General features: G+C 63.6%; 18 protein-coding genes. 7 read left to right on the top strand and 11 right to left on the bottom strand.

Annotated elements, in window-relative coordinates; genetic code table 11:
* The first annotated feature begins 86 nt into the window (after nt 1–86).
* Together ABM562_RS11885 and ABM562_RS11880 are read left to right on the top strand one after the other, a co-directional pair.
* A complete protein-coding gene (locus ABM562_RS11885; protein WP_460422053.1) occupies nt 87–3,683 on the top strand; it encodes a transporter substrate-binding domain-containing protein in 3,597 nt (1,198 codons plus the stop codon).
* An 84-nt stretch (nt 3,684–3,767) separates the two neighbouring features.
* A complete protein-coding gene (locus tag ABM562_RS11880; RefSeq protein ID WP_134064058.1) occupies nt 3,768–4,988 on the top strand; it encodes an EAL domain-containing response regulator in 1,221 nt (406 codons plus the stop codon).
* 7 nt (nt 4,989–4,995) lie between these two features.
* Here ABM562_RS11880 and ABM562_RS11875 read toward each other — a convergent pair whose 3' ends face one another.
* Nucleotides 4,996–5,658 (bottom strand): response regulator, encoded by a 663-nt coding sequence (locus ABM562_RS11875; RefSeq protein WP_115088445.1) that lies wholly within the window; start codon nt 5,656–5,658, stop codon nt 4,996–4,998.
* Between the two features lie 147 nt (nt 5,659–5,805).
* Here ABM562_RS11875 and ABM562_RS11870 point away from each other — a divergent pair, with 147 nt between their 5' ends.
* Entirely contained in the window at nt 5,806–6,093 is a 288-nt protein-coding gene (locus ABM562_RS11870; protein WP_115088518.1) for a DUF3509 domain-containing protein, read from the top strand.
* Nucleotides 6,094–6,254: 161 nt separating this feature from the next.
* On the opposite strand, the gene ABM562_RS11865 is transcribed toward ABM562_RS11870, so the two are convergent.
* Nucleotides 6,255–7,142 (bottom strand): TIGR02285 family protein, encoded by an 888-nt coding sequence (locus ABM562_RS11865; protein WP_346616746.1) that lies wholly within the window; start codon nt 7,140–7,142, stop codon nt 6,255–6,257.
* A 44-nt stretch (nt 7,143–7,186) separates the two neighbouring features.
* Nucleotides 7,187–8,386: a CaiB/BaiF CoA transferase family protein gene (locus ABM562_RS11860; RefSeq protein WP_258578845.1), complete on the bottom strand. Its 1,200-nt coding sequence runs from the start codon at nt 8,384–8,386 to the stop codon at nt 7,187–7,189.
* A 130-nt stretch (nt 8,387–8,516) separates the two neighbouring features.
* Between ABM562_RS11860 and ABM562_RS11855 the strand changes: the two genes are divergently transcribed.
* The 3 genes from ABM562_RS11855 (at nt 8,517) to ABM562_RS11845 (ending at nt 12,045) form a co-directional block, all read left to right on the top strand.
* Nucleotides 8,517–9,056: a YaeQ family protein gene (locus tag ABM562_RS11855; protein WP_038996805.1), complete on the top strand. Its 540-nt coding sequence runs from the start codon at nt 8,517–8,519 to the stop codon at nt 9,054–9,056.
* 55 nt (nt 9,057–9,111) lie between these two features.
* Nucleotides 9,112–10,821 (top strand): single-stranded-DNA-specific exonuclease RecJ, encoded by a 1,710-nt coding sequence (gene recJ, locus ABM562_RS11850; protein WP_134064051.1) that lies wholly within the window; start codon nt 9,112–9,114, stop codon nt 10,819–10,821.
* A 117-nt stretch (nt 10,822–10,938) separates the two neighbouring features.
* On the top strand, nt 10,939–12,045 hold the full coding sequence (locus ABM562_RS11845; RefSeq protein WP_115088441.1) for an NADH:flavin oxidoreductase/NADH oxidase: 1,107 nt from the start codon (nt 10,939–10,941) through the stop codon (nt 12,043–12,045).
* 85 nt (nt 12,046–12,130) lie between these two features.
* Here ABM562_RS11845 and ABM562_RS11840 read toward each other — a convergent pair whose 3' ends face one another.
* From ABM562_RS11840 to ydcS, 8 genes are all read right to left on the bottom strand, one after another.
* The gene (locus tag ABM562_RS11840; RefSeq protein ID WP_115088440.1) at nt 12,131–12,463 is read right to left on the bottom strand and encodes a type II toxin-antitoxin system HicB family antitoxin; all 333 of its coding nucleotides are present in this window, start codon (nt 12,461–12,463) and stop codon (nt 12,131–12,133) included.
* On the bottom strand, nt 12,460–12,714 hold the full coding sequence (locus ABM562_RS11835; RefSeq protein WP_115088439.1) for a type II toxin-antitoxin system HicA family toxin: 255 nt from the start codon (nt 12,712–12,714) through the stop codon (nt 12,460–12,462). The genes ABM562_RS11840 and ABM562_RS11835 overlap by 4 nt, the downstream gene beginning before the upstream one ends.
* 85 nt (nt 12,715–12,799) lie before the next feature.
* Entirely contained in the window at nt 12,800–14,662 is a 1,863-nt protein-coding gene (locus ABM562_RS11830) for an NAD(P)-binding protein (RefSeq protein WP_460422048.1), read from the bottom strand.
* A gap of 13 nt (nt 14,663–14,675) precedes the next feature.
* Complete coding sequence (locus ABM562_RS11825; protein WP_115088437.1) at nt 14,676–16,100, bottom strand: gamma-aminobutyraldehyde dehydrogenase; 1,425 nt, start codon at nt 16,098–16,100, stop codon at nt 14,676–14,678.
* A gap of 19 nt (nt 16,101–16,119) precedes the next feature.
* Nucleotides 16,120–16,926, bottom strand: coding sequence for an ABC transporter permease (locus tag ABM562_RS11820; protein ID WP_115088436.1), 807 nt, complete (start codon nt 16,924–16,926; stop codon nt 16,120–16,122).
* Entirely contained in the window at nt 16,916–17,854 is a 939-nt protein-coding gene (locus ABM562_RS11815; RefSeq protein ID WP_460422046.1) for an ABC transporter permease, read from the bottom strand. Before ABM562_RS11815 ends, ABM562_RS11820 begins: the two co-directional genes overlap by 11 nt.
* Nucleotide 17,855: 1 nt before the next feature.
* Nucleotides 17,856–18,896 (bottom strand): ABC transporter ATP-binding protein, encoded by a 1,041-nt coding sequence (locus tag ABM562_RS11810; RefSeq protein WP_115088434.1) that lies wholly within the window; start codon nt 18,894–18,896, stop codon nt 17,856–17,858.
* 72 nt (nt 18,897–18,968) lie between these two features.
* On the bottom strand, nt 18,969–20,120 hold the full coding sequence (gene ydcS, locus ABM562_RS11805) for a putative ABC transporter substrate-binding protein YdcS (protein WP_115088433.1): 1,152 nt from the start codon (nt 20,118–20,120) through the stop codon (nt 18,969–18,971).
* 188 nt (nt 20,121–20,308) lie between these two features.
* Here ydcS and ABM562_RS11800 point away from each other — a divergent pair, with 188 nt between their 5' ends.
* Complete coding sequence (locus ABM562_RS11800) at nt 20,309–21,028, top strand: tellurite resistance TerB family protein (protein ID WP_460422043.1); 720 nt, start codon at nt 20,309–20,311, stop codon at nt 21,026–21,028.
* The last annotated feature ends 130 nt before the right edge of the window (nt 21,029–21,158 follow it).

Here is a 21,158-nt window from a genome sequence, read left to right as displayed (position 1 = left end):
CTGATCGGCACATGAAAAGCCCGTCTCTGACGGGCTTTTTTATTTCTACACTGGCATTGGTTTGCAGCAACGAATCAGGGGTATCAATGAGCACAGGACGTCGTCGCGCAGCAGGGCTGGTATTGGTCTGCCTGTTCGGGCTAGGTATGGGGCACATGGTGCAGGCCGCGCAGAGTCTGTCCTTTACCCTGGCGCCGCCGTTCACCGAGCTTGAGCCGCTGGCCTTGAGCCGCGCGCAGCAACAGTGGCTGGGGCCGTCGCGGGTGTTGCGGGTGGGCATCTCGTTTGCCGATTACGAGCCGGTGGACATCACCATCGACCGCAATCGCTACCAGGGCATCAGCGCCGACTACCTGAGCCTGGTGTCTGAACGCCTCGGGGTGAAAACCCAGGTACTGGCCTTCGCCAAACGCGAGGAAGCCATCGAGGCGCTGCGCCATGGCGATATCGATGTGCTGACCAGCGCCAATGGCTTCGAGCGCAGTGTGGCGGGCCTGGCGTTTTCCGACGACTACATTCCCGATCGCTCGATGGTCGTGGTACGCGGTGGCGCGCCAGTGCCGCCACCGTCGTTGGCCGGGATGAAAGTGGTGCTGCTCGATGGCTACGCCGACACCCGGGTCATGCATCGGGTCTACCCCGACAGTCAGGTGCTTTTGGCGCCTAACCTGAGCAGTGCCCTGGAGGCGCTGAACCAGGGTGAGGTGGATGTGTTTATCGGCAACGAGATCATCATCCGCGCCTTCAATGCCTTGCGCCCGTATCTGGGCTTGCAGGTGGTCGGCCCCAGCGCTTTGCCGCCGATCGGCTTCGCCTTTGCCGTGCGCGCCGAGGATCGGCTGCTGCAGGACATGTTCAACGACGCCCTGGCCAGCCTCGATGAGTCGGTGCGGCGCGAGATTCTCGGTCGCTGGACCTCCGGGCTGGGCTCGGACGTGGCGCATCACCGGGTCGAGTTGACCCTGGCCGAACGTGAGTGGATTGCCAGCCACCCGGCGGTCACCGTGGTCGGCAGCCAGTACCCACCCTATCTGTTCCGCAATCGTCAGGGCGCCTGGGTTGGCCTTAACAGCGATGTACTGGCGACCGTCGCGCAAATGACCGGGCTGAAATTCGTCTATGCGCCGTCTGAATCGATAGCCCAGAGCCTGGAGATGCTCAGGAGCGGCCAGGCCGACATGAGCACCACCTTGAGCGAAACCCCGGAGCGCCGCGAGTTTCTCGACTTTACCCATTCCATTGGCGGGCAAAGCTGGGTGTTCATCGTTCGCCAGGCGCAATTGGGCCTGGCGTCCCTGGATGAACTGGCCGGGCAGACCTTGGCGTTGCCGGCGCAGCACGCACTGGAAGGCACCATTCGCCAGGACCACCCCGGTGTTCGCCTGCTGTTGGTGGACTCGCTGGAGCAAGCCCGGGAAAAGGTGCGCAGCGGCGAAGCATTGGCGACTATCGACAGCGAAATCGGTGCCTACAGCGTGATCGGCAACGACCCTGTGCTCAAGGTCGGGCGCGGGGTTGAGGGCAAGTGGGCACCGGACAGGTTCTCGGTGCGGCGCAGCGCTCCGGAGCTGGAAAGCATTCTGAACAAGGCTCTGGAAGCCTTCCCGGTCGCCGAGTTGCGCGCCGTACGCATGAAGTGGCTGGGCGCGTTGGCGCCGCCAGCGCCGGCCTGGCAGCGGATTGCGCCGTGGATCTACTGGACTGTGGCTGCAGCGGTGCTGTTTGGGCTGGTGTCGTTGGTCTGGAGCAGCCGCCTGCGGGTGCAGATCCGTCAGCGGCAAAGGGCCGAGCAAGCCCTCAACGACCAGTTGGCCTTCAAGCGCGCGTTGCTCGACGGTATCCCCAATCCGATCTACGTACGTGATCTGGAAGGGCGATTGATCACCTGCAACAAAAGCTATGAGCAAGCCTTCTCGTTGCGCCTGGAAGACGTCAAGGGCCGGCGCCTGACGGACATCGAAGTCATTCCCGAGGCACTGGCCAGACAGCTGCACGCCGATTACCTGAGCCTGCTCGAGGACCCCAAGCCGGTATTCGTTGACCGGCGCATCGAATTCCAGGGCCAGCGCACCGACGCCTACCAGTGGACCGTGCCGTTCTACAGTGCCGACGGCCAACTGCAGGGCCTGCTGGGCGGCTGGATCGACATTACCGAGCGCAAGCAGCTGGAAGCAGCGCTGGTTGAAGCCCGCCAGCAGGCCGAGCAGGCCAACCAGGCCAAAAGTGCATTCCTGGCGACCATGAGCCATGAAATCCGTACCCCCATGGCCGTCATCATTGGCCTGCTTGAACTTGAGCGGGAGACGACCCTGGCGCATGGCCAGGTACCTTCGCAAGGCCTGGAAACGGCTCATCAGTCAGCCCGCGAGCTGATCGCCCTGATCGGTGACAGCCTCGATCTTGCCCGCATCGAGGCCGGCAGCCTGCAACTGGAACCGCAGGCGCGGGCGCTCAAGCCATTCCTCAACGCCATTGTCGAGCAGTTCCACGCCCAGGCCCTCGGTCAGGGGCTGGACCTGCGCCTGCAACTGGCCAGCGAGGCGCAAGGGGTGTACTGGTTCGACCCGCTGCGCTTGCGTCAGGTGCTGCTCAACCTGCTGGGCAACGCCCTGAAGTTCACCCACCTGGGCCTGGTCGAACTGCAGGTTAGCCGCAGTGGGCACGACAGCTTGCATGGCGTTGGCCTCAGGCTGTGTGTGCGCGACACCGGCATCGGTATCAGCGCGCAACAGCAAAGCGAGCTATTCCAGCCGTTTGCTCAGGCAGGCGCCGGCGCCGAATATGGTGGCTCGGGCCTGGGCCTGAGCATCTGCCGGCAGTTGGTCGAGTTGATGGGCGGCAGCATTGCCTTGCGCAGCGTGCTGGGCAAAGGCACCGAAGTCAGTGTCGAACTTACCCTCGAAGCCGTGGCCGCCGAACCTGCGCCGCAAGACCCCGCGCCAAGGTTGCCCAGCGGCCCGGCGCGACGGATCCTGGTGGTCGACGACCTGTCGGCCAGTCGCCTGGTGCTCAGCCAGCAACTGGAGTTTCTCGGCCATGAGGTGGTGGCCGTGGAAAACGGTCAGAGCGCTCTGCAGGCCTGGCAGGGCGGCGAGTTCGACCTGGTGCTCAGCGACTGCAACATGCCGGTAATGAACGGTTATGCGCTGGCCCGCGGCATCCGCCGCCTGGAGCGCGGCAGCCAGAGCCCAGCCATCGCCATCGTCGGTTACACCGCCAACGCCATGCAGGAAGAGCGCGCCCGCTGCCTTGAGGCCGGCATGGATGAATGCCTGGTCAAGCCGGTCGCACTTGCCCAGCTGGTCGCGGTGATCGAGCAGTTGGCTCCCCGGCACAGCTTCAGGATGCAGACCCTGCAGAAGATGACCCAGGCCAATACCGCCGTGCTGCAACGCATGCTGGAAGAGTTGCTGAAAAACCTGTGCGAGGAGTCCGCCTTGCTGGCATCTGCCGTCGAGGCGCAGGACTGGGAGCGCATCGGCGTGGCGTTGCATCGCCTCAAAGGCGTTGCCTGCCTGATTGATGCGCTGCCCCTGGCGCAGGCTTGTGCGCAGCTGGAAAGCGCCCGCCAAGGGCGTTCCACGGCATTGGCGACATCGGCATGGACAACGCTGAAGGCTGCGATAGACCAGTTGCAGCAGGACATTCAACAAGAGCTGTGGAAAATGTCGCCTGAACTTTAGGACATGTCCTATGGGCGTCCTAGGCCGATTTTCCTAAAGTTGCAGGGTGCTGTCGTACAGATCGGCTACTGCGGGGAAATATTCATGCGCTCACTGAAGGTTCTGATTCTCGAGGATCATCCTTTCCAACTGATGGCCTTGCATCAGATGCTCAACGCCAATGGCGTCTTCGATGTGCTGACGGCTGAGTCGGTCGAGGGGGCCCGGCAGACCCTGTCCCGGCGTGGGCGGGTCGATATCGCCATCTGCGACCTGCACATGGACGGCCAGGACGGCCTGGAACTGATCCGTCACCTGGCCGACAGCGGGCTTGCCGCGGCACTGATCATCCTCAGCAGTGCCGAACGTGGGGTGCTCGACAGCGTTGCCGACCTTGCCCGGCAACTGGGCCTGAGGGTCCTCGGCAGCCTGCAGAAGCCGGCCTGCAGCGTTTCCCTGCACAAGTTGTTGCGCCGCTACCTGGATGAGCCCGGCGATACGCCCCCGGCCGTCGCGGTACCGGTACATGCCGAGTTATTGGCCCTTTCAGCGGATGAAGTAGCGCAGAGCAAGGCGCAATGGGTGGTCCACTATCAGCCCAAGGTCGGTTTCGACGGCACTCTGGCAGGCGTCGAGGCGCTGGTACGCTGGCAGCATCCGAGCCTTGGCTTGCTCGGCCCCGGGCAGTTCTTCCCGCTGGTCGAGGGCGCCGGCTTGCTGGAGACGCTGAGCTGGCATGTGCTCGACCAGGCCCTGGCCTTCAGCGTCCGCTTCAGGGAGCACAAGGGTCAGCCATTGCCGGTGGCGGTGAACATCGCACCGCAGATGTTGGTGCGCGACGATTTCGCTGCGCAGGTCATCGCTGCCCTCCAGCGCCATGACGTGCCGGCCAGTGCCCTGACCCTGGAAGTCATCGAAACCCATGGCTGCCAGCTCGACAGTACCCAGCTCGAAGGGCTGCTGCACCTGCGCATTCTTGGCTGCCAGCTGTCGATCGATGACTTCGGCATGGGGGTGTCCAACCTGCAGCGCCTGCTGGAGCTGCCGTTCAGCGAATTGAAACTGCCCAGCGAGTTTGTCCGTGGCATGGCCGACGATGGCCGCAAGGCGGCGGTGGTGGCCGGTGCCCTGATCATGGCCCGACGCATGGATCTGAAGGTGGTGGTCGAAGGGGTCGAGACGGTTGATGACCTGATGGCGATCAAGGCCCTGGGCAGCCCGGTGATGCAGGGCTATTTCATTGCCCGGCCGATGGCAGGGGAAGACCTTTGCCAGTGGATGCTGGAGCGTGAGTCGGACGAATCCAGACAGCGGCGCAGGGCTTGAACTACCGTTAGCCCAGGCCATGTTCCTGCAGGTAGAGATACAGCGCAGCATCATTGGCCAGGCCCAGCTTGCGCATGGCACTGACCTTCTGGCTGCTCACTGTCTGTTTGCTACGGTTGAGCAGGGCGGCGATCCGACCGACTGTATGGCCTGCCGCAAGCAGGCGGGCAACTTCCAGTTCCCGTGGCGACAAGGCCGCCTGGTCACGGGCCAGGTCTTCGCGCACGGCACCCTCCTGCAACAGTAACTGCTGCACAGAATCGGCCAGGTAGATCTTGCCGCGCTGCAGGCGAACGATGGCCTGGGGCAACTCGTCGGCCAGGCTGGCTTTGCTCAGCAGGCCATTGACCCCCAGGGCCAGCATCGCCCGAAACAGCCCGGCGTTGTTGATCATGGTCACCACCAGGATCGGCAATTGAGGGTGGTGCCGACGCAACTGTTCCAGCAGCTTCAGGCCGTCGTTCTGCTGCTCTAGCGGCATCATGAAGTCGGTCACCAGCACGTCGCATTCCACGTCTTGCAACAGTGTCGTGAGCTCCAGTGGACCGCCAGCTTCGCCCACCACGCGAATGCCTGGAATCTGCTCCAGCACGGCACGCAGGCCAATGCGAAAGATCGGGTGGTCATCGGCAAGGATGATGCGCAGCTCACCCGGGGTAGGGTCTGTCACAGGCAAGCTCCGATCAATCCGCTGGATTTCAATCTGTCATTTTTACCGGGCATGCTGGGTCGAGGAAATCGCACTGATAGAACTTTTCCGGCTGCCTCAGGGTCAGTGAAAGACCCCTTCTCGACAGGTAGATGAACAATGAATGAGATGGAATGTATCAGATTGCTGCTTGGCGAAGCATTGGCGCCTTACCAGGTCAGGCTGGTGCGCTTGAGCGCGGGGTGTGATTTTGATCTGCGCCTGACCGATGAGGCGTCGCGCACCGTCCTCCGGCGCACCGTCAAACCCAGCCAGCTGCAGGACCAGCGCCTGCTGGTCGACCTGGTCGATGGTCTGCAGCGCGACCTGCTGATCGTCGAAGGTCGCCTGCAGCCCTGTGTGATCGCTGCCCAGCGTCACCTGCAGCAAGGCCGCTCGATCAGCGCCGGGGTGTGATGGAACCTTTGCCGGTGGGGGCAATCAGACCTTATAAGGACAGCTGATCGGGATTTTGCTCCGATGTCGTGAAGCTGTCGTGCGAAGCCCCTATGGGCTTCTGTTTAGCCCCGGGCGGCCTCCCCACCGCTCGGGGTTTCTTTTTGCCTGCGGATCAGGGCTCAAGGGTGCTCGCCAAACAGACGCAGGCTGTCGTGCAGGTACTGCTCGCGCATTTCCGGGGCCAGCCACTGGGCGTACAGGTCGGGCAAGGTGTCGTCGCGCAGGGGCAGCAACAGCTTGTTGATATGGCTGATGGCTTCGCGCCCGAGGGGCGTGTCGGAGCAGCCGACCCGCAGCAACTGGTACTGCTCGACTCCCTGGATCGGGTAGAAGGCATAGTCATCCGTCGGCCAGCCCTGTTGCTGTAACAGGTAGCGCACCTCCGGCCAGTAGCCAAGCACCAGTTGCAGGCGGTCATGCTGCTGCATCTGCAACAGGCTGGTCACCGCATCATTGCCGTAATGACGGCTGAGGGTAGTGTCGGGCAGGGTCTTGAGCAGTTCATCAACGGCTGCGCTGTAGCTGCGCTGGGCGACTACTCCGAGCTTCAGCGACGTGTTGCCGAGCAGCGCGTGCAGGTCGACCTGATTGTTCTGGAGATAGGGTTCGAGCAGGCGCTGGTCTTTGCGCCGCACCACCAGGCCACTGCTCAACACGCCAAGGCTGGGTATCGAGAAGTGCACGTAGCGCGCTCGTTCGGGCGTCCACAGCAATGTGGGGTCGCAGGTGAAGGTGGATTCCTGAAGCATCTGGATGCCCCGGGCCCGATTGACCCGGACAATGCTGTGATCGTACTCGGGCATCTGGTCGATCAGCAGCGGCAGCAACCGGTCGATCACCCCCTGGCCTTTGCCCGTGCCTTCAAAAATGGTCAGCGGCGGCAAATCGCGCAATAGCCAGAACAAACGCTCCTTGGCCCAGGCCGAGGCCGGCAGGCCAAAGCTCAGCAGCAGACCCAACAACAACGGCAATCCACGACGCACGCTCGCTTGCCAGTGATAGGTCATGTTCGGGTCTCCACCGTTGCCACGGAATTCAAGCAATGTGCCGTTCAGACCGCTCCTTGCGCGCGTAGCCGGGCAATCGCCGCCGCGTCGTAGCCCAACCCGGTCAGCAACTGATCGGTGTGCGCGCCCAGTTCCGGGCCAACCCATTCGCTGGAGCCCGGCGTGTCCGAGAGTTTGGGCACGATACCCGGCATCTTGAACGGCTTGCCGTCGGGCAGTTTGGCCTGGAGGAACATCTCGCGGGCAAGGAACTGCGGATCGCTGAACATGTCCTCGGCGCTGTAGATGCGGCTGGCCGGTACCTGGGCGTCATTGAGCACCTGCATCAGCGCATCCAGCGGCAGGGTCCGGGCCCAGCGGTCGATCACCCCGTACAGTTCATCGCGGCGCAGGTCTCGGCCGTCATTGCTGGCCAGGGCCGGATCGTCGGCCAGGTCATCGCGGCCGATGGCCTGCATGAAGCGCTTGAAGATCGCATCGCCATTGGCGCCAATCTGCACATGCTTGCCATCGGCGCTGGTGTGAATGGAGGAGGGGGTGATGCCGGGCATGATGTTGCCGGTACGCTCGCGAATAAAACCGAACACGTCGAACTCCGGCACCATGCTTTCCATCATGGCGAAGATCGCTTCGTACAGGGCCACGTCCACCACCTGGCCCTGGCCGCCGTTGACCTCGCGATGACGCAGGGCCATCAATGCGCCGATTACGCCCCACAACGCTGCAATCGAGTCACCGATGGAGATGCCGGTACGCACCGGCGGGCGGTCCTCGAAACCGGTGATGTAGCGCAGCCCGCCCATGGATTCGCCGACGGCGCCGAACCCCGGCTGGTCTTTCATCGGCCCGGTCTGGCCGAAGCCGGACAGGCGCACCATCACCAGCTTCGGATTGAGGGCGTGCAGCACGTCCCAGCCCAGGCCGAGTTTTTCCAGTACCCCGGGGCGGAAGTTCTCGATCAGGATGTCGGCTTCGGCCAGCAGCTTCTTGAGGATATCCAGCCCTTCGGCGTGCTTGAGGTTGAGGGTCAGCGACTGCTTGTTGCGGGCCTGGACGAACCACCAAAGTGACGTGCCTTCGTACAGCTTGCGCCACTTGCGCAGCGGATCACCGCCATCGGGCGACTCGACCTTGATCACCTCGGCGCCAAACTCGGCGCAGATGCGCGAAGCGAACGGACCGGCAATCAGGGTGCCGAGTTCGATGACTTTGAGGCCGGCGAGGGGTTTGCTGGGCGTAGGCATGAGGCGTCCGTGGCAGCTGGTCAGGGCCCCCGTTTTTATCATAGCTGGGCGCGCCCAGATACTGCCGCGGCGCAAGGAACATGCGGATCGGTTAGACTGGGCGACTTTCCTTGCCGCAAGAAGCCCGTCCATGGCCCAGCCGTCCACCACCTACAAGTTTGAACTGAACCTCACCGACCTTGACCGCGGCGTGTACGAAAGCGTCAAGCAGACCATCGCCCGTCACCCGTCGGAAACCGAGGAGCGCATGGCCGTGCGCCTGCTGGCCTACGCCCTGTGGTACAACGAGCAACTGGCCTTTGGCCGCGGTCTGTCGGATGTGGACGAAGCAGCAGTGTGGGAAAAGAGCCTGGACGACCGCATCCTGCACTGGATCGAAGTTGGCCAGCCGGATGCCGATCGCCTGACCTGGTGCTCGCGCCGCACCGAGCGCACCAGCCTGCTGGCCTATGGCAGCCTGCGCGTGTGGGAAACCAAGGTGGTGCCAGCGGTCAAGAACCTGAAAAACCTGAACATCGCCGCCGTGCCCCAGGAGGTTCTGGAAACCCTGGCCAAGGACATGCCGCGGGCGATCAAGTGGGACGTGATGATCAGCGAAGGCACGGTGTTCGTCACCGACGATCGCGGCCAGCACGAAGTCCAGCTTCAATGGCTGATGGGCGAGCGCTGATCGCGCGCCCGTTCCGGTCGAACATTCCTGATTCACGAGAAGCCCCAATCGCCCCATGCGTATCGATCCCCGCCCGTTGCCGTCCACGCTGCCATTCCTTGGCGACCTGCCACCGTTGCTGACCCGCCTGTATGCCGCCCGCGGCGTGCAGTCGGCAGCCGAGCTGGATAAAAGCCTGGCGCGCTTGCTGCCTTACCAGCAGCTCAAGGGCATCGAGGCGGCGGTCGACCTGCTGGTGGCGGCACTGGCAGAACGCCAGCGCATCCTCATCGTCGGCGACTTCGACGCTGACGGCGCCACGGCCAGTACCGTCGGTGTACTCGGCCTGCGTCTGCTCGGTGCCGCCCATGTCGATTACCTGGTGCCCAACCGCTTCGAGTACGGCTATGGCCTGACCCCGGAGATCGTCGAGGTGGCCTTGCAACGCCAGCCGCAGTTGCTGATCACCGTCGACAACGGCATCTCCAGCGTCGAAGGCGTGGCAGCCGCCAAGGCTGCGGGCTTGAAAGTACTGGTGACCGATCACCACCTGCCGGGCCATGAATTGCCGGCGGCAGACGCCATCGTCAATCCCAACCAGCCGGGCTGCGAGTTTCCCAGCAAGGCGCTGGCCGGGGTCGGGGTGATCTTCTATGTGCTGATGGCCTTGCGCGCGCGTTTGCGCAGCCTCGGTCATTACGACAACGCGCCGCAACCGAACATCGGCGAGCTGCTCGATCTGGTGGCCCTGGGCAGCGTGGCTGACGTGGTGCCGCTGGATGCCAACAATCGTATCCTGGTCCATCAGGGCCTGGAACGCATCCGTGCCGGGCGGGCCCGGCCGGGGCTCAAGGCCATCCTTGAAGTGGCCCGGCGCGATCATGCGCGCATCACCTCCACCGACCTTGGCTTTATCCTCGGCCCTCGGCTCAATGCCGCCGGGCGCCTGGACGACATGAGCCTGGGCATCGAGTGCCTGCTCAGTGACGATGCCAACCTGGCACGGGAAATCGCCGGTCAGCTCGACGAGCTGAACCAGGACCGCAAGTCCATCGAGCAGGGCATGCAGCGCGAAGCCCTGGCCCAGCTCAAGGACCTGGCGCTGGAGTCGATGCCGTTCGGCCTGTGCCTGTTCGAGCCGGACTGGCACCAGGGCGTGATCGGCATCCTCGCCTCGCGCCTGAAAGAGCGTTATCACCGCCCGACCATCGCCTTTGCCGATGCTGGCGAGGGCATGCTCAAGGGCTCGGCGCGTTCGGTGCCGGGCTTCCATATTCGCGATGCACTGGATGCCGTGGCGGCGCGTCACCCGCAGTTGATCAGCAAGTTTGGTGGTCACGCCATGGCTGCCGGCCTATCGCTGCCCGCCGACAACTTCCCGGCCTTTGCCCAGGCGTTTGACGAAGAAACCCGGCGCCAGTTGCACGAAGAGGACCTGACCGGCCGTCTGCTGTCCGACGGCACCCTGGCGGTCGAGGAATTTCACCTGGAGCTGGCCCGCGCCCTGCGCCATGCCGGGCCCTGGGGCCAGCACTTTCCCGAGCCGCTGTTCCACGGGGTGTTCCAGCTGGTCGAGCAGCGCGTCGTCGGTGAGCGGCACCTGAAGGTGGTGCTCAAGAGCGAATGCGGTTCGCTCAAGCTCGATGGCATCGCCTTTGGCATCGACCGCGAGGTCTGGCCCAACCCGACGGTGCGCTGGGTGGAGTTGGCCTACAAGCTCGACGTCAACGAGTTCCGCGGGCAGGAAAGCGTGCAACTGATGATCGCCCATATCGAGCCGCGCTGAACTGACGGGGCAAAGTGGTCTAGGCTTCGGATGATGGGTCGAAGAACCTGCGGGGAAGATTCTGTAGTCGGCCGGTCAACCATCTGGAGCCTTACCACTTGATTTGAGAGGTGCCCCATGAGCCTGCTGCTTGAGCCGTACACCCTGCGCCAGCTGATCCTGCCCAACCGCATTGCCGTGTCACCCATGTGCCAGTATTCCAGTGTCGACGGCCTGGCCAATGACTGGCACCTGGTGCACCTGGGCAGCCGCGCGGTGGGTGGCGCCGGCCTGATTTTCACCGAAGCCACTGCCGTGACTGCCGATGGGCGCATTACCGCGCAGGACCTGGGCTTGTGGGACGACGCGCAGATCCCGGCGCTGCAACGCATCACCCGTTTCATCACCGCCCAGGGCGCGGTGCCAGGCATCCAGCTGGCCCATGCCGGGCGCAAGGCCAGCACCCATCGGCCCTGGCTGGGCAAGCATGGCAGCGTCAAGGTGGACGATGGTGGCTGGGTGCCGGTGGGGCCCTCGAAGATTGCCTTCGACCCGGAGCACACCGCACCTGCCGAACTGACCGAAGCGCAGATCGCTGACATCATCCAGGCCTTTGTCGCTGCCGCCCGGCGTGCCCTGGAGGCCGGCTTCAAGGTGGCCGAAGTGCATGCCGCCCATGGCTACCTGCTGCACCAGTTCCTCTCGCCCTTGAGCAACCAGCGCCGTGACCAGTACGGCAGCTGCTTCGAAAACCGTATCCGCCTGACCCTGCAAGTGACCGAAGCGGTGCGTGAGGTCTGGCCGGCTGAGCTGCCGGTGTTCGTGCGTCTGTCGGCCACCGATTGGGTGGAAGATGGCTGGAATCCGGATGAGACCGTGGAGTTGGCCAAGCGCTTGAGAAAGTTGGGAGTGGACCTGATCGATGTGTCGTCCGGCGGCACCTCGGTAAAAGCCGAGATCCCCACAGGGCCGGGCTATCAAACCCAGTTTGCGGCCAAGGTGCGGGAGGAGGCGGGGATCGCCACCGGGACGGTCGGCATGATTACCGACCCGATGCAGGCTGAAACCATCTTGCGTACGGCGCAGGCCGATATCATTTTCCTCGCCCGCGAGCTACTGCGCGACCCGTACTGGCCGCTGCACGCCGACGACGACCTGGGGGGCAACAAGGCAGTGTGGCCGGCGCAGTACCAACGGGCTACCAGTCGTGACCAGCCGATACACGAGTCTGATTTGCGCGATTGACTGAATGGCGAGCGCTTCGCGCTCGATCGCAGGCAAGCCAGCTCCCACAGGTTCGGCGTACATAAACCCTCTGTGGGAGCGGGCCTCAGGCATGTGCCGCCTGGCTCAACACATCACTGACCCACTGATTGATGCTCTTGTCTGCCAGCTCAGCCTTTTGCGCGACGCTGGCATGCAGCGTCGGCTCCAGGCGCAAGCTCAATTTCCCCGAATAAGCTTTCTGCGGCTCACGCCCCAAGCGCGCACAAGTATCGAGGTAGTCATCCACGGCTTCTTCGAAGGCGATGCGCAGTTGCGCGACCGATTGCGCGTGAAAACCGATCACATCGCGTATACCTGCGACGTGGCCAATCAACAATTGATCTTCATCGCTGTATTCAATACGGGCGGCATAGCCTTTGTAGTGCATGACATTCATGGGGTCACTCCGGCCTGTTCCAGAAACAACCGCGCATCGCGGATCTGATAAGGCTTGGCATCTTTATCCGGATGAGGGCGATGGAACGTCGCGATCACACCATTGAGTTCGAAGCGCACGCGTGAACCTCTGCCTTCGATTACCCGGGCCCCCGCACCGACCAGCAACGATTCGATGCGAGCCCATTCCAGATTGTTGGGTATCGGTTTGCTGAAGACCGACTTCAACGTGCCGCGCTGATGATTATTCATGGTATCAGATTATGATACCGTCATCCATGCAGCAATGGGACGACCGTAGGACGAGGACTTTGCGGATGAAGGAGGTTTCCTGGATTCAGCCCAGCTCCCCCACCGCCCGCCATGCCTCATCAATCGCCGCGTGGGCATAGGCGCTCCAGGCCGCGTCCGAGTTGGCGATGCTGACCTTGCCCACGGGTTGGCGCGCCAGTGCTATCCACTTTTCGGTCTGCTCGGGATCGTCGTAGAGGGTGTTGCTGAAGCAGGCGTAGCCGTGGGGCCAGCGGTTGACGGTGATCGCCAGGATGTCCTTGTCGTGGTCAAAGCCGCCGGGGCCAAGCATGCGTTGCAACTGTTCGCGCAGCTGGCTTTCCAGCACTTCGAATGAAGTGCCATACAGGCGCCCGCGTCCGGCACGGGCCTGGTCGCGGCTGTTCATGCCGCTGTCGGGGCTGGTCGGCACGTAGACCAGGTGCAGACCGATGGGCTGCGCCGGGTCGCGTGGATGCTCGTAGCCGCCGAGGCTCACCGGGTAGTCGAGCTTGATCCGGCTGTAGGGTTGGGTGGCGGCGTAGATCTCGTGCACGCCAAGCTTCTGGAACGCCTGCCAGTTGCGCACGATGACCTTGGTGTACACCAGCGGAAACTTGACGTTCTGGCTCAGGGCATGGGCCTGTTCGGCCGACAGGTCGCACAGCAGGTAGGGGATCATCATGTTGTAGCAGGCCAGGATGCAGTGCTTGCCGCGCACCTGGGCCAGTTGCCCGGCGCGGCTGTAGCCGACATTGACGCCTCCGTCGACGTTGCGCACGCTGACCGCCGTGCTGTTCAGACGCAGGCGCACCGGCTGCCCGGCGCGGTCGAGCTGGCTGTAGTCGAAATTGGCGAGGACGATGTCCTCCATGTTCTGGCCCGGCGCCACCGTCGGTATCAGGCTGCGCACCAGCAGGCGCGCCAGCGACGCGTTGCCGTCGGGGAAGTGGTAGATGTAGGGCTCTTCCATCTCCGCCTTGGCTTCCTCGCTGACCGGCTCCAGGTTCATCGCGGCAAAACCGGGGAAGCCGACATAGTAGGCGTCGGCAGCGGCCACGGTATCGATGCTCAGGGCCATGAAATCATTGCTGCGGCCCTGAAAGTACTTGACCGCCTTGGCCGACAGGCCGACGTCCTTGAGCAGGAAATCACGGTAGCTGGTGCGCTCGAGGTACGCGGTCTTGTCTTCCAGCGACTTGCCGGCCAGGTAATCCCTGGGGGCCTGGTGCAGGTCGATCAGGGCCTTGCGGTCGCTTTCGGGCAGGGGGAAATCGTTGATGAAATCGCCGATCGAACGGGCGTTGAGCTGCGTAGGGGCGATGTCATCGCCGACCATCGGCGTCGGGTCGCCGGTGACCAGCTTGTCTTCGCCGAAGGTCTCCTGGTCGAAGAACACTGCGCGCGACAGGCCCAGGTCGGGATAGAAGCTGCGGTCAAAGGCGGTCTCGAAACGCTTGATGTCCACCCCGAGCTTTTTCAGCAGGCCGTTGACCTCTTTGCTGTACAGGTGATTGGGCGACTGGAAGGCTTCGCTGCCGCCGTAGCCGAGGATCATCCGCCCGCCGGCGCTGAACTCGTTGCGCTTGGCATGGCCGCCGAAGTCGTCGTGGTTCTCGAGGATCAGAATCTTCGCAGCCGGGTGTTTCTCGCGGTAGAAGAACGCTGCCGACAGGCCGCTGATGCCGCCGCCGACCACCACCAGGTCATACTCTTCGCTGATCGGCAGGGCGTCGGTGACGAAGGTTTTTTTCTCCCAGCCCATCTGGTGCGCAACGTCGAAAGCGCCGGGGTGACTGCCGCGCAAACCGGTCAGGGCCGGTGGGTAGTAGCGCCCGCCGGGGGCAGCCTGAAGCAGTTGCAGCGGGGTCAGGCCCGCTGCAACGCCGATGGCGACTCCGTTGATGAAGTCGCGTCGGGTGATTTCCATGGGTGTCCTTACCTTAATGTTTGAACATCACATGCCGGACGCAGGTGTAGTCCTCCAGCCCGTACATGGACATATCCTTGCCATAGCCGGACAGTTTCTGACCGCCATGGGGCATTTCGCTGACCAGCATAAAGTGCGTGTTGACCCAGGTACAGCCGTACTGCAGGCGCGCCGAGACGCGATGGGCACGGCCGACGTCAGCGGTCCACAGCGATGACGCCAGGCCGTAGTCGGAATCGTTGGCCCAGGCCAGGGCCTGCTCTTCATCCTCAAAGCGGGTCACCGAGACCACCGGCCCGAACACTTCGCGGCGGACGATCTCGTCATCCTGCTGGGCATCGGCCAGCACCGTCGGTTCAAAGAAGAAACCGTCACCGGCCACCGCCTTGCCACCGGTTATCAGGCGGATATGCGGTTGGGCAAGCGCCCGTTCGACCATGGCCGCTACCCGGTCGCGGTGCTGGGCGGTGATCAGTGGGCCGAGCTCGGTGTCCGGGTCGTTCTGCAGACCATGCTTGATACTGGCGACGGCCTTGCCGAGTTTTTCGACGAACTGCTCGTAGATGCCGCTCTGGGCATAGATACGGCAAGCGGCGGTGCAGTCCTGGCCGGCATTATAGAAGCCGAAGGTGCGGATGCCGTCGACCGCGGCGTCGATATCGGCATCATCGAAAATGATCACCGGTGCCTTGCCGCCCAGTTCCATGTGCATGCGTTTGACGCTGTCGGCGGTGCTGGCGATGATGTTGGCGCCGGTTGCGATCGAGCCGGTCAGCGACACCATGCGCACTTTCGGGTGGCTCACCAGCGGCGTGCCGACACTCGGGCCGCGGCCGAAGAGGATATTCAGCACGCCGGCCGGGAATATTTCGCTGGCCAGTTCCGCCAGGCGCAAGGCCGTCAGCGGCGTCTGCTCCGACGGTTTGAGCACCACGGTGTTGCCGGCGGCCAGGGCCGGGGCAATCTTCCAGGCCACCATCATCAGCGGGTAGTTCCACGGTGCGATCGAGGCGACCACGCCCAGCGGGTCGCGGCGCACCATCGAGGTATGTCCCGGCAGGTACTCACCTGCGGCCGAGCCGCCCAGGCAGCGGGTGGCACCGGCGAAAAAACGAAACACGTCGGCGATGGCCGGGATCTCGTCGTTGAGCGCGGCGGCATAGGGCTTGCCGCAGTTGTCCGATTCCAGCCGCGCCAGTTCCTCGCCGTGGGCCTCGATAGTGTCCGCGAGTTTGAGCAGCAACCGCGAGCGGTCCTTGGGCGTGGTCTGCGACCAGCTCTCGAAGGCGCGGTCGGCGGCGCGCACGGCGGCGTCGACCTGGGCTTCGCTGGCTTCATTGACCTCCACCAGCACAGTGCCCAGCGCCGGGTTGAGCACTGCGTAGCCTGCGCCTTCGCCTTCAACCAGTTGGCCGTTGATCAACAGTCGGGTTTGCATGGTTCCAGTCCTCCAGGAGTTATTTGCCGCTGCCGGCAACGCTTTCGCCGCCGCGGGTCAGGTAGTAGGCGCCGAGGATCGGCAGCATGGTCACCAGCATCACCAGCATGGCCACCACGTTGGTAACCGGCACATCGCGCGGCCGGCTCAACTGGTTGAGCAGCCAGATCGGCAGGGTGCGTTCGTGGCCAGCGGTGAAGGTGGTGACGATGATTTCGTCGAACGACAAGGCAAAGGCCAGCATGCCGCCGGCCAATAGAGCCGAGCCGAGGTTGGGCAGAACGATGTAGCGAAAGGTCTGCCAGCCGTCGGCCCCGAGATCCATCGACGCCTCGATCAGGCTCTGCGAGGTACGCCGCAGGCGGGCGATGACGTTGTTGTAGACGATCACCACGCAGAAGGTGGCGTGGCCGACGACGATGGTGAAAATCCCGGGCTCTATGCCTAGGGTCTTGAACGCCGAGAGCAGGGCGATGCCGGTGATGATCCCGGGCAGGGCGATGGGCAGTATCAGCATCAGCGAAATGCTCTCTTTGCCGAAAAAACTGCGCCGGTACAGCGCCGCCGAGGCTAGGGTGCCGAGCACCAGGGCGAGCAGCGTGGCCAGGCAGGCGACCTGCAGCGACAGCGTGATCGACTCCAGCACATCCGGGCGCGAGAAGGCCACGCTGAACCACTTCAGGGTGAAGCCCTGGGGCGGAAAACTGAAGGCGGCGTCCTCGGTGTTGAAGGCATAGAGGAAGATGATCAGGATCGGGAAGTGCAGGAACACCAGCCCGCCCCAGGCCGCCAGGCGCAGGCCGATCGAGGCGCGTTCAGAGTGCATCGAAGGCTCCCAGGCGTTTGACGATGGACAGGTACACGGCGATCAGCACGATTGGCACCAGGGTAAAGGCGGCGGCCATGGGCATGTTGCCGATGGCGCCCTGCTGGGCGTAGACCATGCTGCCGATGAAGTAGCCGGGCGGGCCGACCAGTTGCGGGACGATGAAGTCGCCCAGTGTCAGCGAAAAGGTGAAGATGGAGCCTGCGGCGATGCCCGGTACCGAGAGCGGCAGGATCACCTGCGTGAAGGTCTGCCACGGCCTGGCGCCAAGGTCCGCCGAGGCTTGCAGCAATGACGGCGGCAGGCGCTCCAGCGAGGCCTGGATCGGCAGGATCATGAACGGCAGCCAGATGTACACGAACACCAGGAAACGCCCCAGGTGCGAGGTCGACAGGGTGCTGCCGCCCACCCCCGGAATACCGAGGATGAACTGCAGCACTGGCCCCAGGTTCAGTTGCTGGACGAACCACTGGGCCACGCCACCCTTGGCCAGCAGCAAGGTCCAGGCATAGGCCTTGACGATGTAGCTGGCCCACATCGGCAACATCACCGCGATATAGAAGAACGCCTTGGTCTTGCCGCTGGTGTAGCGCGCCATGTAGTAGGCGATCGGGAAAGCCAGGGTGGCACTGGCGATCGACACGGCGATGGCCATGCCCAGGGTACGCAGGATGATGTCGAAGTTCGACGGGTTGAACAGCGCGGCGAAGTTGGCCAGGGTCAGCTCCGGGGTGACCGCCATGGTGAAGTCGTCGAAGGTGTAGAAGCCCTGCCACAGCAAACTCAGCAACGAGCCGAGGTAGATTGCACCGAACCAGATCAGCGGCGGTATCAACAGTAGCGCCAGGTACAGGTTCGGTCGCCGGTAGAGCAGGTTGGAGAAACGCCGCATGGGGGCCGGCGCGGCTTTTTCCACGGTCAGGCTCATCTCAGCGGCCCTCGTCGGGCACGATTTCCTGCAGCGCGGTCATCGCCTCGCGGGCCCAGCGCGCCTGCAGGCGTTGGCCGGGCTGCCAGGGCACGGTGTGTTCCTGCCACTGGTTGTTGGCCTGGCTGATACTGAGCAGTTGGCCGTTGTCCAGCTGCAGCTCGTAGCGGGTGGCGCTGCCCTGGTACTGGATGTCGTGGAGCAGGCCGCTGACCTGGATTTCGTTGCTGGCGGCCGGCTGGTCGCCAAGGCGGATATGTTCCGGGCGAATCGAGAAGGGCAGCTGGCTGCCATTGAGCTGCTGTGCCAGTTCGCCGCGCAGCACGTTCGAGGTACCGACGAACTCGGCGACAAAGGTCGTCGCCGGCTTCATGTACAGGTTGCGCGGGGTGTCGACCTGCTCGATGCGACCCCGGTTGAACACCGCGACCCGGTCCGACATCGACAGCGCCTCGGTCTGGTCGTGGGTAACGAAGATGAAGGTAATGCCCAGCTGGCGTTGCAGCTTTTTCAGCTCGCCCTGCATCTGCTCGCGCAGTTTCAGGTCCAGCGCCCCCAGTGGTTCATCCAGCAGCAGCACCCGTGGGCGGTTGACCAGGGCCCGGGCCAGGGCCACGCGCTGGCGCTGGCCGCCGGAGAGCTGTACCGGCTTGCGCTGGCCATATCCGCCCAGTGCGACCATGGCCAGGGCTTCTTCGGCGCGGGTGTAGCGCTCGGCCTTGGCCACGCCCTTGACCTTCAGGCCATAGGCGACGTTGTCGCGCACGTTCATGTGCGGGAACAGGGCGTAATCCTGGAACACTGTGTTGACGTCGCGCTGGTAGGGCGGCAGGCCCGCAGCCTCTTCGCCGTGAATGCGGATCGAACCGGCACTGGGTTGCTCGAAGCCGGCGATCAGGCGCAGGCAGGTGGTCTTGCCCGAGCCCGAGGGGCCGAGCATCGAGAAGAACTCGCCGTCGTGGATGTCGATCGACACCTGGTCAACGGCCCTGACCTCGCCAAAGGCCCGCGAGACATTGGTGAACTGCACTGCAAGGGTCATGGTGCGAAGCTCCAGCAAATGGGAGCAAGCCCGCGTCTTGAGGTGGGAGCGGGCTTGCCCCGCGATAGGGCCCTAGCGGCCCCCCATGATCGCAATATAGTCCTGGGTCCAGCGGCTATACGGCACGAACCTGCCCCCTTCAGCCTGCGGGGTTTTCCAGAAGGCGATCTTGTCGAACTGGTCGAAACCATTGGTCTTGCAGCCTTCGGCGCCGAGCAATTCGCTGCCGGTGCAGGCCGCCGGTACCGCCGGCAACGAACCGAACCAGGCCGCCACGTCGCCCTGGACCCTGGGCTGCAGCGACCAGTCCATCCACTTGTAGGCGCAGTTGGGGTGCTTGGCCTCGCTGTGCAGCATGGTGGTGTCGGCCCAGCCAGTGGCGCCTTCCTTGGGGATGGTCGAAGCCACCGGCTGCTTGTCGGCTTGCAGGCCATTGACCATGTAGCCCCAGGAGCTGGAGGCGACCACGCCTTCGTTCTTGACGTCACTCATCTGCACCGTGGCATCGTGCCAGTAGCGGTGGATCAGCGGCTGTTGCTGGCGCAGCAGGTCGAGCACCGCCTTGTACTGGGCTTCATTCAGTTCATAGGGGTTCTGAATGCCGAGTTCGGGCTTGGTCGATTTCAGGTACAGCGCGGCATCGGCGATGTAGATCGGCCCGTCGTAGGCCTGGACCCGGCCCTTGTTCGGCTTGCCGTCCGGCAGGTCCTGGGGCTCGAAGACCACGCCCCAACTGGTGGGCGCCTGCTTGAACACGTTGGTGTTGTACAGCAGCACGTTCGGGCCCCACTGGTAGGGCGTGCCGTACACCTGCTTGTTGACCACGTACCAGGCACCGTCCTTGAGCCGTGGGTCGAGGTTCTTCCAGTTGGGAATCAGCGCAGTGTTGATCGGCTGTACGCGCTTGCCGGCGATCAGCCGCAGCGAGGCATCGCCGGAGGCGGTGACCAGGTCGTAACCGCCCTTGGTCATCAGGCTGACCATCTCGTCGGAGGTGGCGGCGGTCTTGACGCTGACCTTGCAACCGGTTTCCTTCTCGAAGCCGGTCACCCAGTCGTAGGCCTTGTCGCTTTCACCGCGCTCGATGTAACCCGGCCAGGCAACGATATCCAACTGGCCTTCGCCGGCGCCCACGGCTTTCAAGGGTTCGGCGGCCTGCAGGCTGGCGCTGGCCAGCAGGGCGGTGCTCAGGGCGCAGAGCGTGGCGGTCTTGTGCACGAACATGGTGTTCCCTCTTGTTCAAATTATGTCGGGGCAGTGAAAGTGCAGGTATAGCTGGTTTAAGCGTAGTTGCTGTTGCGTGGGTCCAGAGTGGCCCGGTTCTGGGCAACATCTGGAAGCAAATGCATTCAGCTTCACTTCAGCCTGGGGCAGTACTCTTCGGCTTTCTTTCCTCTCCATGGAGATGCCCAATGAACACCCGTGGCTTGCTCGATCAACTGCTCAAATCCGGCCAGGACCTGTTGCAGAACCAGGCCGGCAAAGGCTTCGCCGGCAAAACCGGCGGTCTTGGCGACCTGCTTGGCGGCAAGGGCGGCGGTGGCCTTGGCAGCCTGCTCTCCGGTGCTGGCGGCGGTGCCCTGGCGGCAGGTGCGATGGGTTTGCTGCTGGGTAACAAGAAGGCCCGCAAGTACGGCGGCAAGGCCCTGACCTATGGTGGCCTGGCTGCCCTTGGGGTCATCGCCTACAAGGCCTACGGCAACTGGCAGGCCAAGCAGGGGGCTGCCGTGCAGGGCGAGCCACAAACGCTTGACCGCCTGCCGCCGGCCCAGGTCGAGCAGCACAGCCAGGCGATCCTCAAGGCGCTGGTGGCGGCGGCCAAGTCCGATGGCCACGTCGATGAGCGCGAGCGGGCGCTGATCGAAGGCGAGTTCGTCAAGCTGTCCAGCGACCAGGAGCTGCAACACTGGCTGCACGCCGAACTGAACAAACCGCTGGACCCGGCCGATGTCGCCCGCGCCGCCAGCACCCCGGAAATGGCCGCCGAGATGTATATCGCCAGCGTCATGCTGGTGGACGAGGAGCATTTCATGGAGCGTGCCTACCTGGATGAACTGGCGCGCCAGCTCAAGCTCGATCCTGCACTCAAGAGCGAGCTGGAAAACCAGGTGAAACTTGCCGCCAGTCAATGAAATCGGGCTAATGGCCAGTATCTAGCCCGTTTGGCCCGATCCAGCTTTTAAGTCAGCCTCAAAAGCGCGCAGCCGCTGGGCTATACTCTGCCCATTTTTCCTGCTCGCGTAGAACACTTGAGGGCTGACT

This window comes from Pseudomonas sp. ZL2 (genome assembly GCF_054788455.1).
The sequence above is the reverse complement of the archived record's forward strand: the minus strand, read 5'-3'. Positions and strand labels throughout refer to the sequence as shown.

Coding starts and splice junctions, on each gene's coding strand:
- ABM562_RS11830 (WP_460422048.1), bottom strand. CDS start 14,662: ATGGAAATCACCCGACGCGACTTCATCAACGGAGTCGCCATCGGCGTT.
- ABM562_RS11880 (WP_134064058.1), top strand. CDS start 3,768: ATGCGCTCACTGAAGGTTCTGATTCTCGAGGATCATCCTTTCCAACTG.
- recJ (WP_134064051.1), top strand. CDS start 9,112: ATGCGTATCGATCCCCGCCCGTTGCCGTCCACGCTGCCATTCCTTGGC.
- ABM562_RS11855 (WP_038996805.1), top strand. CDS start 8,517: ATGGCCCAGCCGTCCACCACCTACAAGTTTGAACTGAACCTCACCGAC.
- ABM562_RS11800 (WP_460422043.1), top strand. CDS start 20,309: ATGAACACCCGTGGCTTGCTCGATCAACTGCTCAAATCCGGCCAGGAC.
- ydcS (WP_115088433.1), bottom strand. CDS start 20,120: ATGTTCGTGCACAAGACCGCCACGCTCTGCGCCCTGAGCACCGCCCTG.
- ABM562_RS11815 (WP_460422046.1), bottom strand. CDS start 17,854: ATGAGCCTGACCGTGGAAAAAGCCGCGCCGGCCCCCATGCGGCGTTTC.
- ABM562_RS11870 (WP_115088518.1), top strand. CDS start 5,806: ATGGAATGTATCAGATTGCTGCTTGGCGAAGCATTGGCGCCTTACCAG.
- ABM562_RS11810 (WP_115088434.1), bottom strand. CDS start 18,896: ATGACCCTTGCAGTGCAGTTCACCAATGTCTCGCGGGCCTTTGGCGAG.
- ABM562_RS11860 (WP_258578845.1), bottom strand. CDS start 8,386: ATGCCTACGCCCAGCAAACCCCTCGCCGGCCTCAAAGTCATCGAACTC.
- ABM562_RS11820 (WP_115088436.1), bottom strand. CDS start 16,926: ATGCACTCTGAACGCGCCTCGATCGGCCTGCGCCTGGCGGCCTGGGGC.
- ABM562_RS11865 (WP_346616746.1), bottom strand. CDS start 7,142: ATGACCTATCACTGGCAAGCGAGCGTGCGTCGTGGATTGCCGTTGTTG.
- ABM562_RS11825 (WP_115088437.1), bottom strand. CDS start 16,100: ATGCAAACCCGACTGTTGATCAACGGCCAACTGGTTGAAGGCGAAGGC.
- ABM562_RS11845 (WP_115088441.1), top strand. CDS start 10,939: ATGAGCCTGCTGCTTGAGCCGTACACCCTGCGCCAGCTGATCCTGCCC.
- ABM562_RS11835 (WP_115088439.1), bottom strand. CDS start 12,714: ATGAATAATCATCAGCGCGGCACGTTGAAGTCGGTCTTCAGCAAACCG.
- ABM562_RS11840 (WP_115088440.1), bottom strand. CDS start 12,463: ATGAATGTCATGCACTACAAAGGCTATGCCGCCCGTATTGAATACAGC.
- ABM562_RS11885 (WP_460422053.1), top strand. CDS start 87: ATGAGCACAGGACGTCGTCGCGCAGCAGGGCTGGTATTGGTCTGCCTG.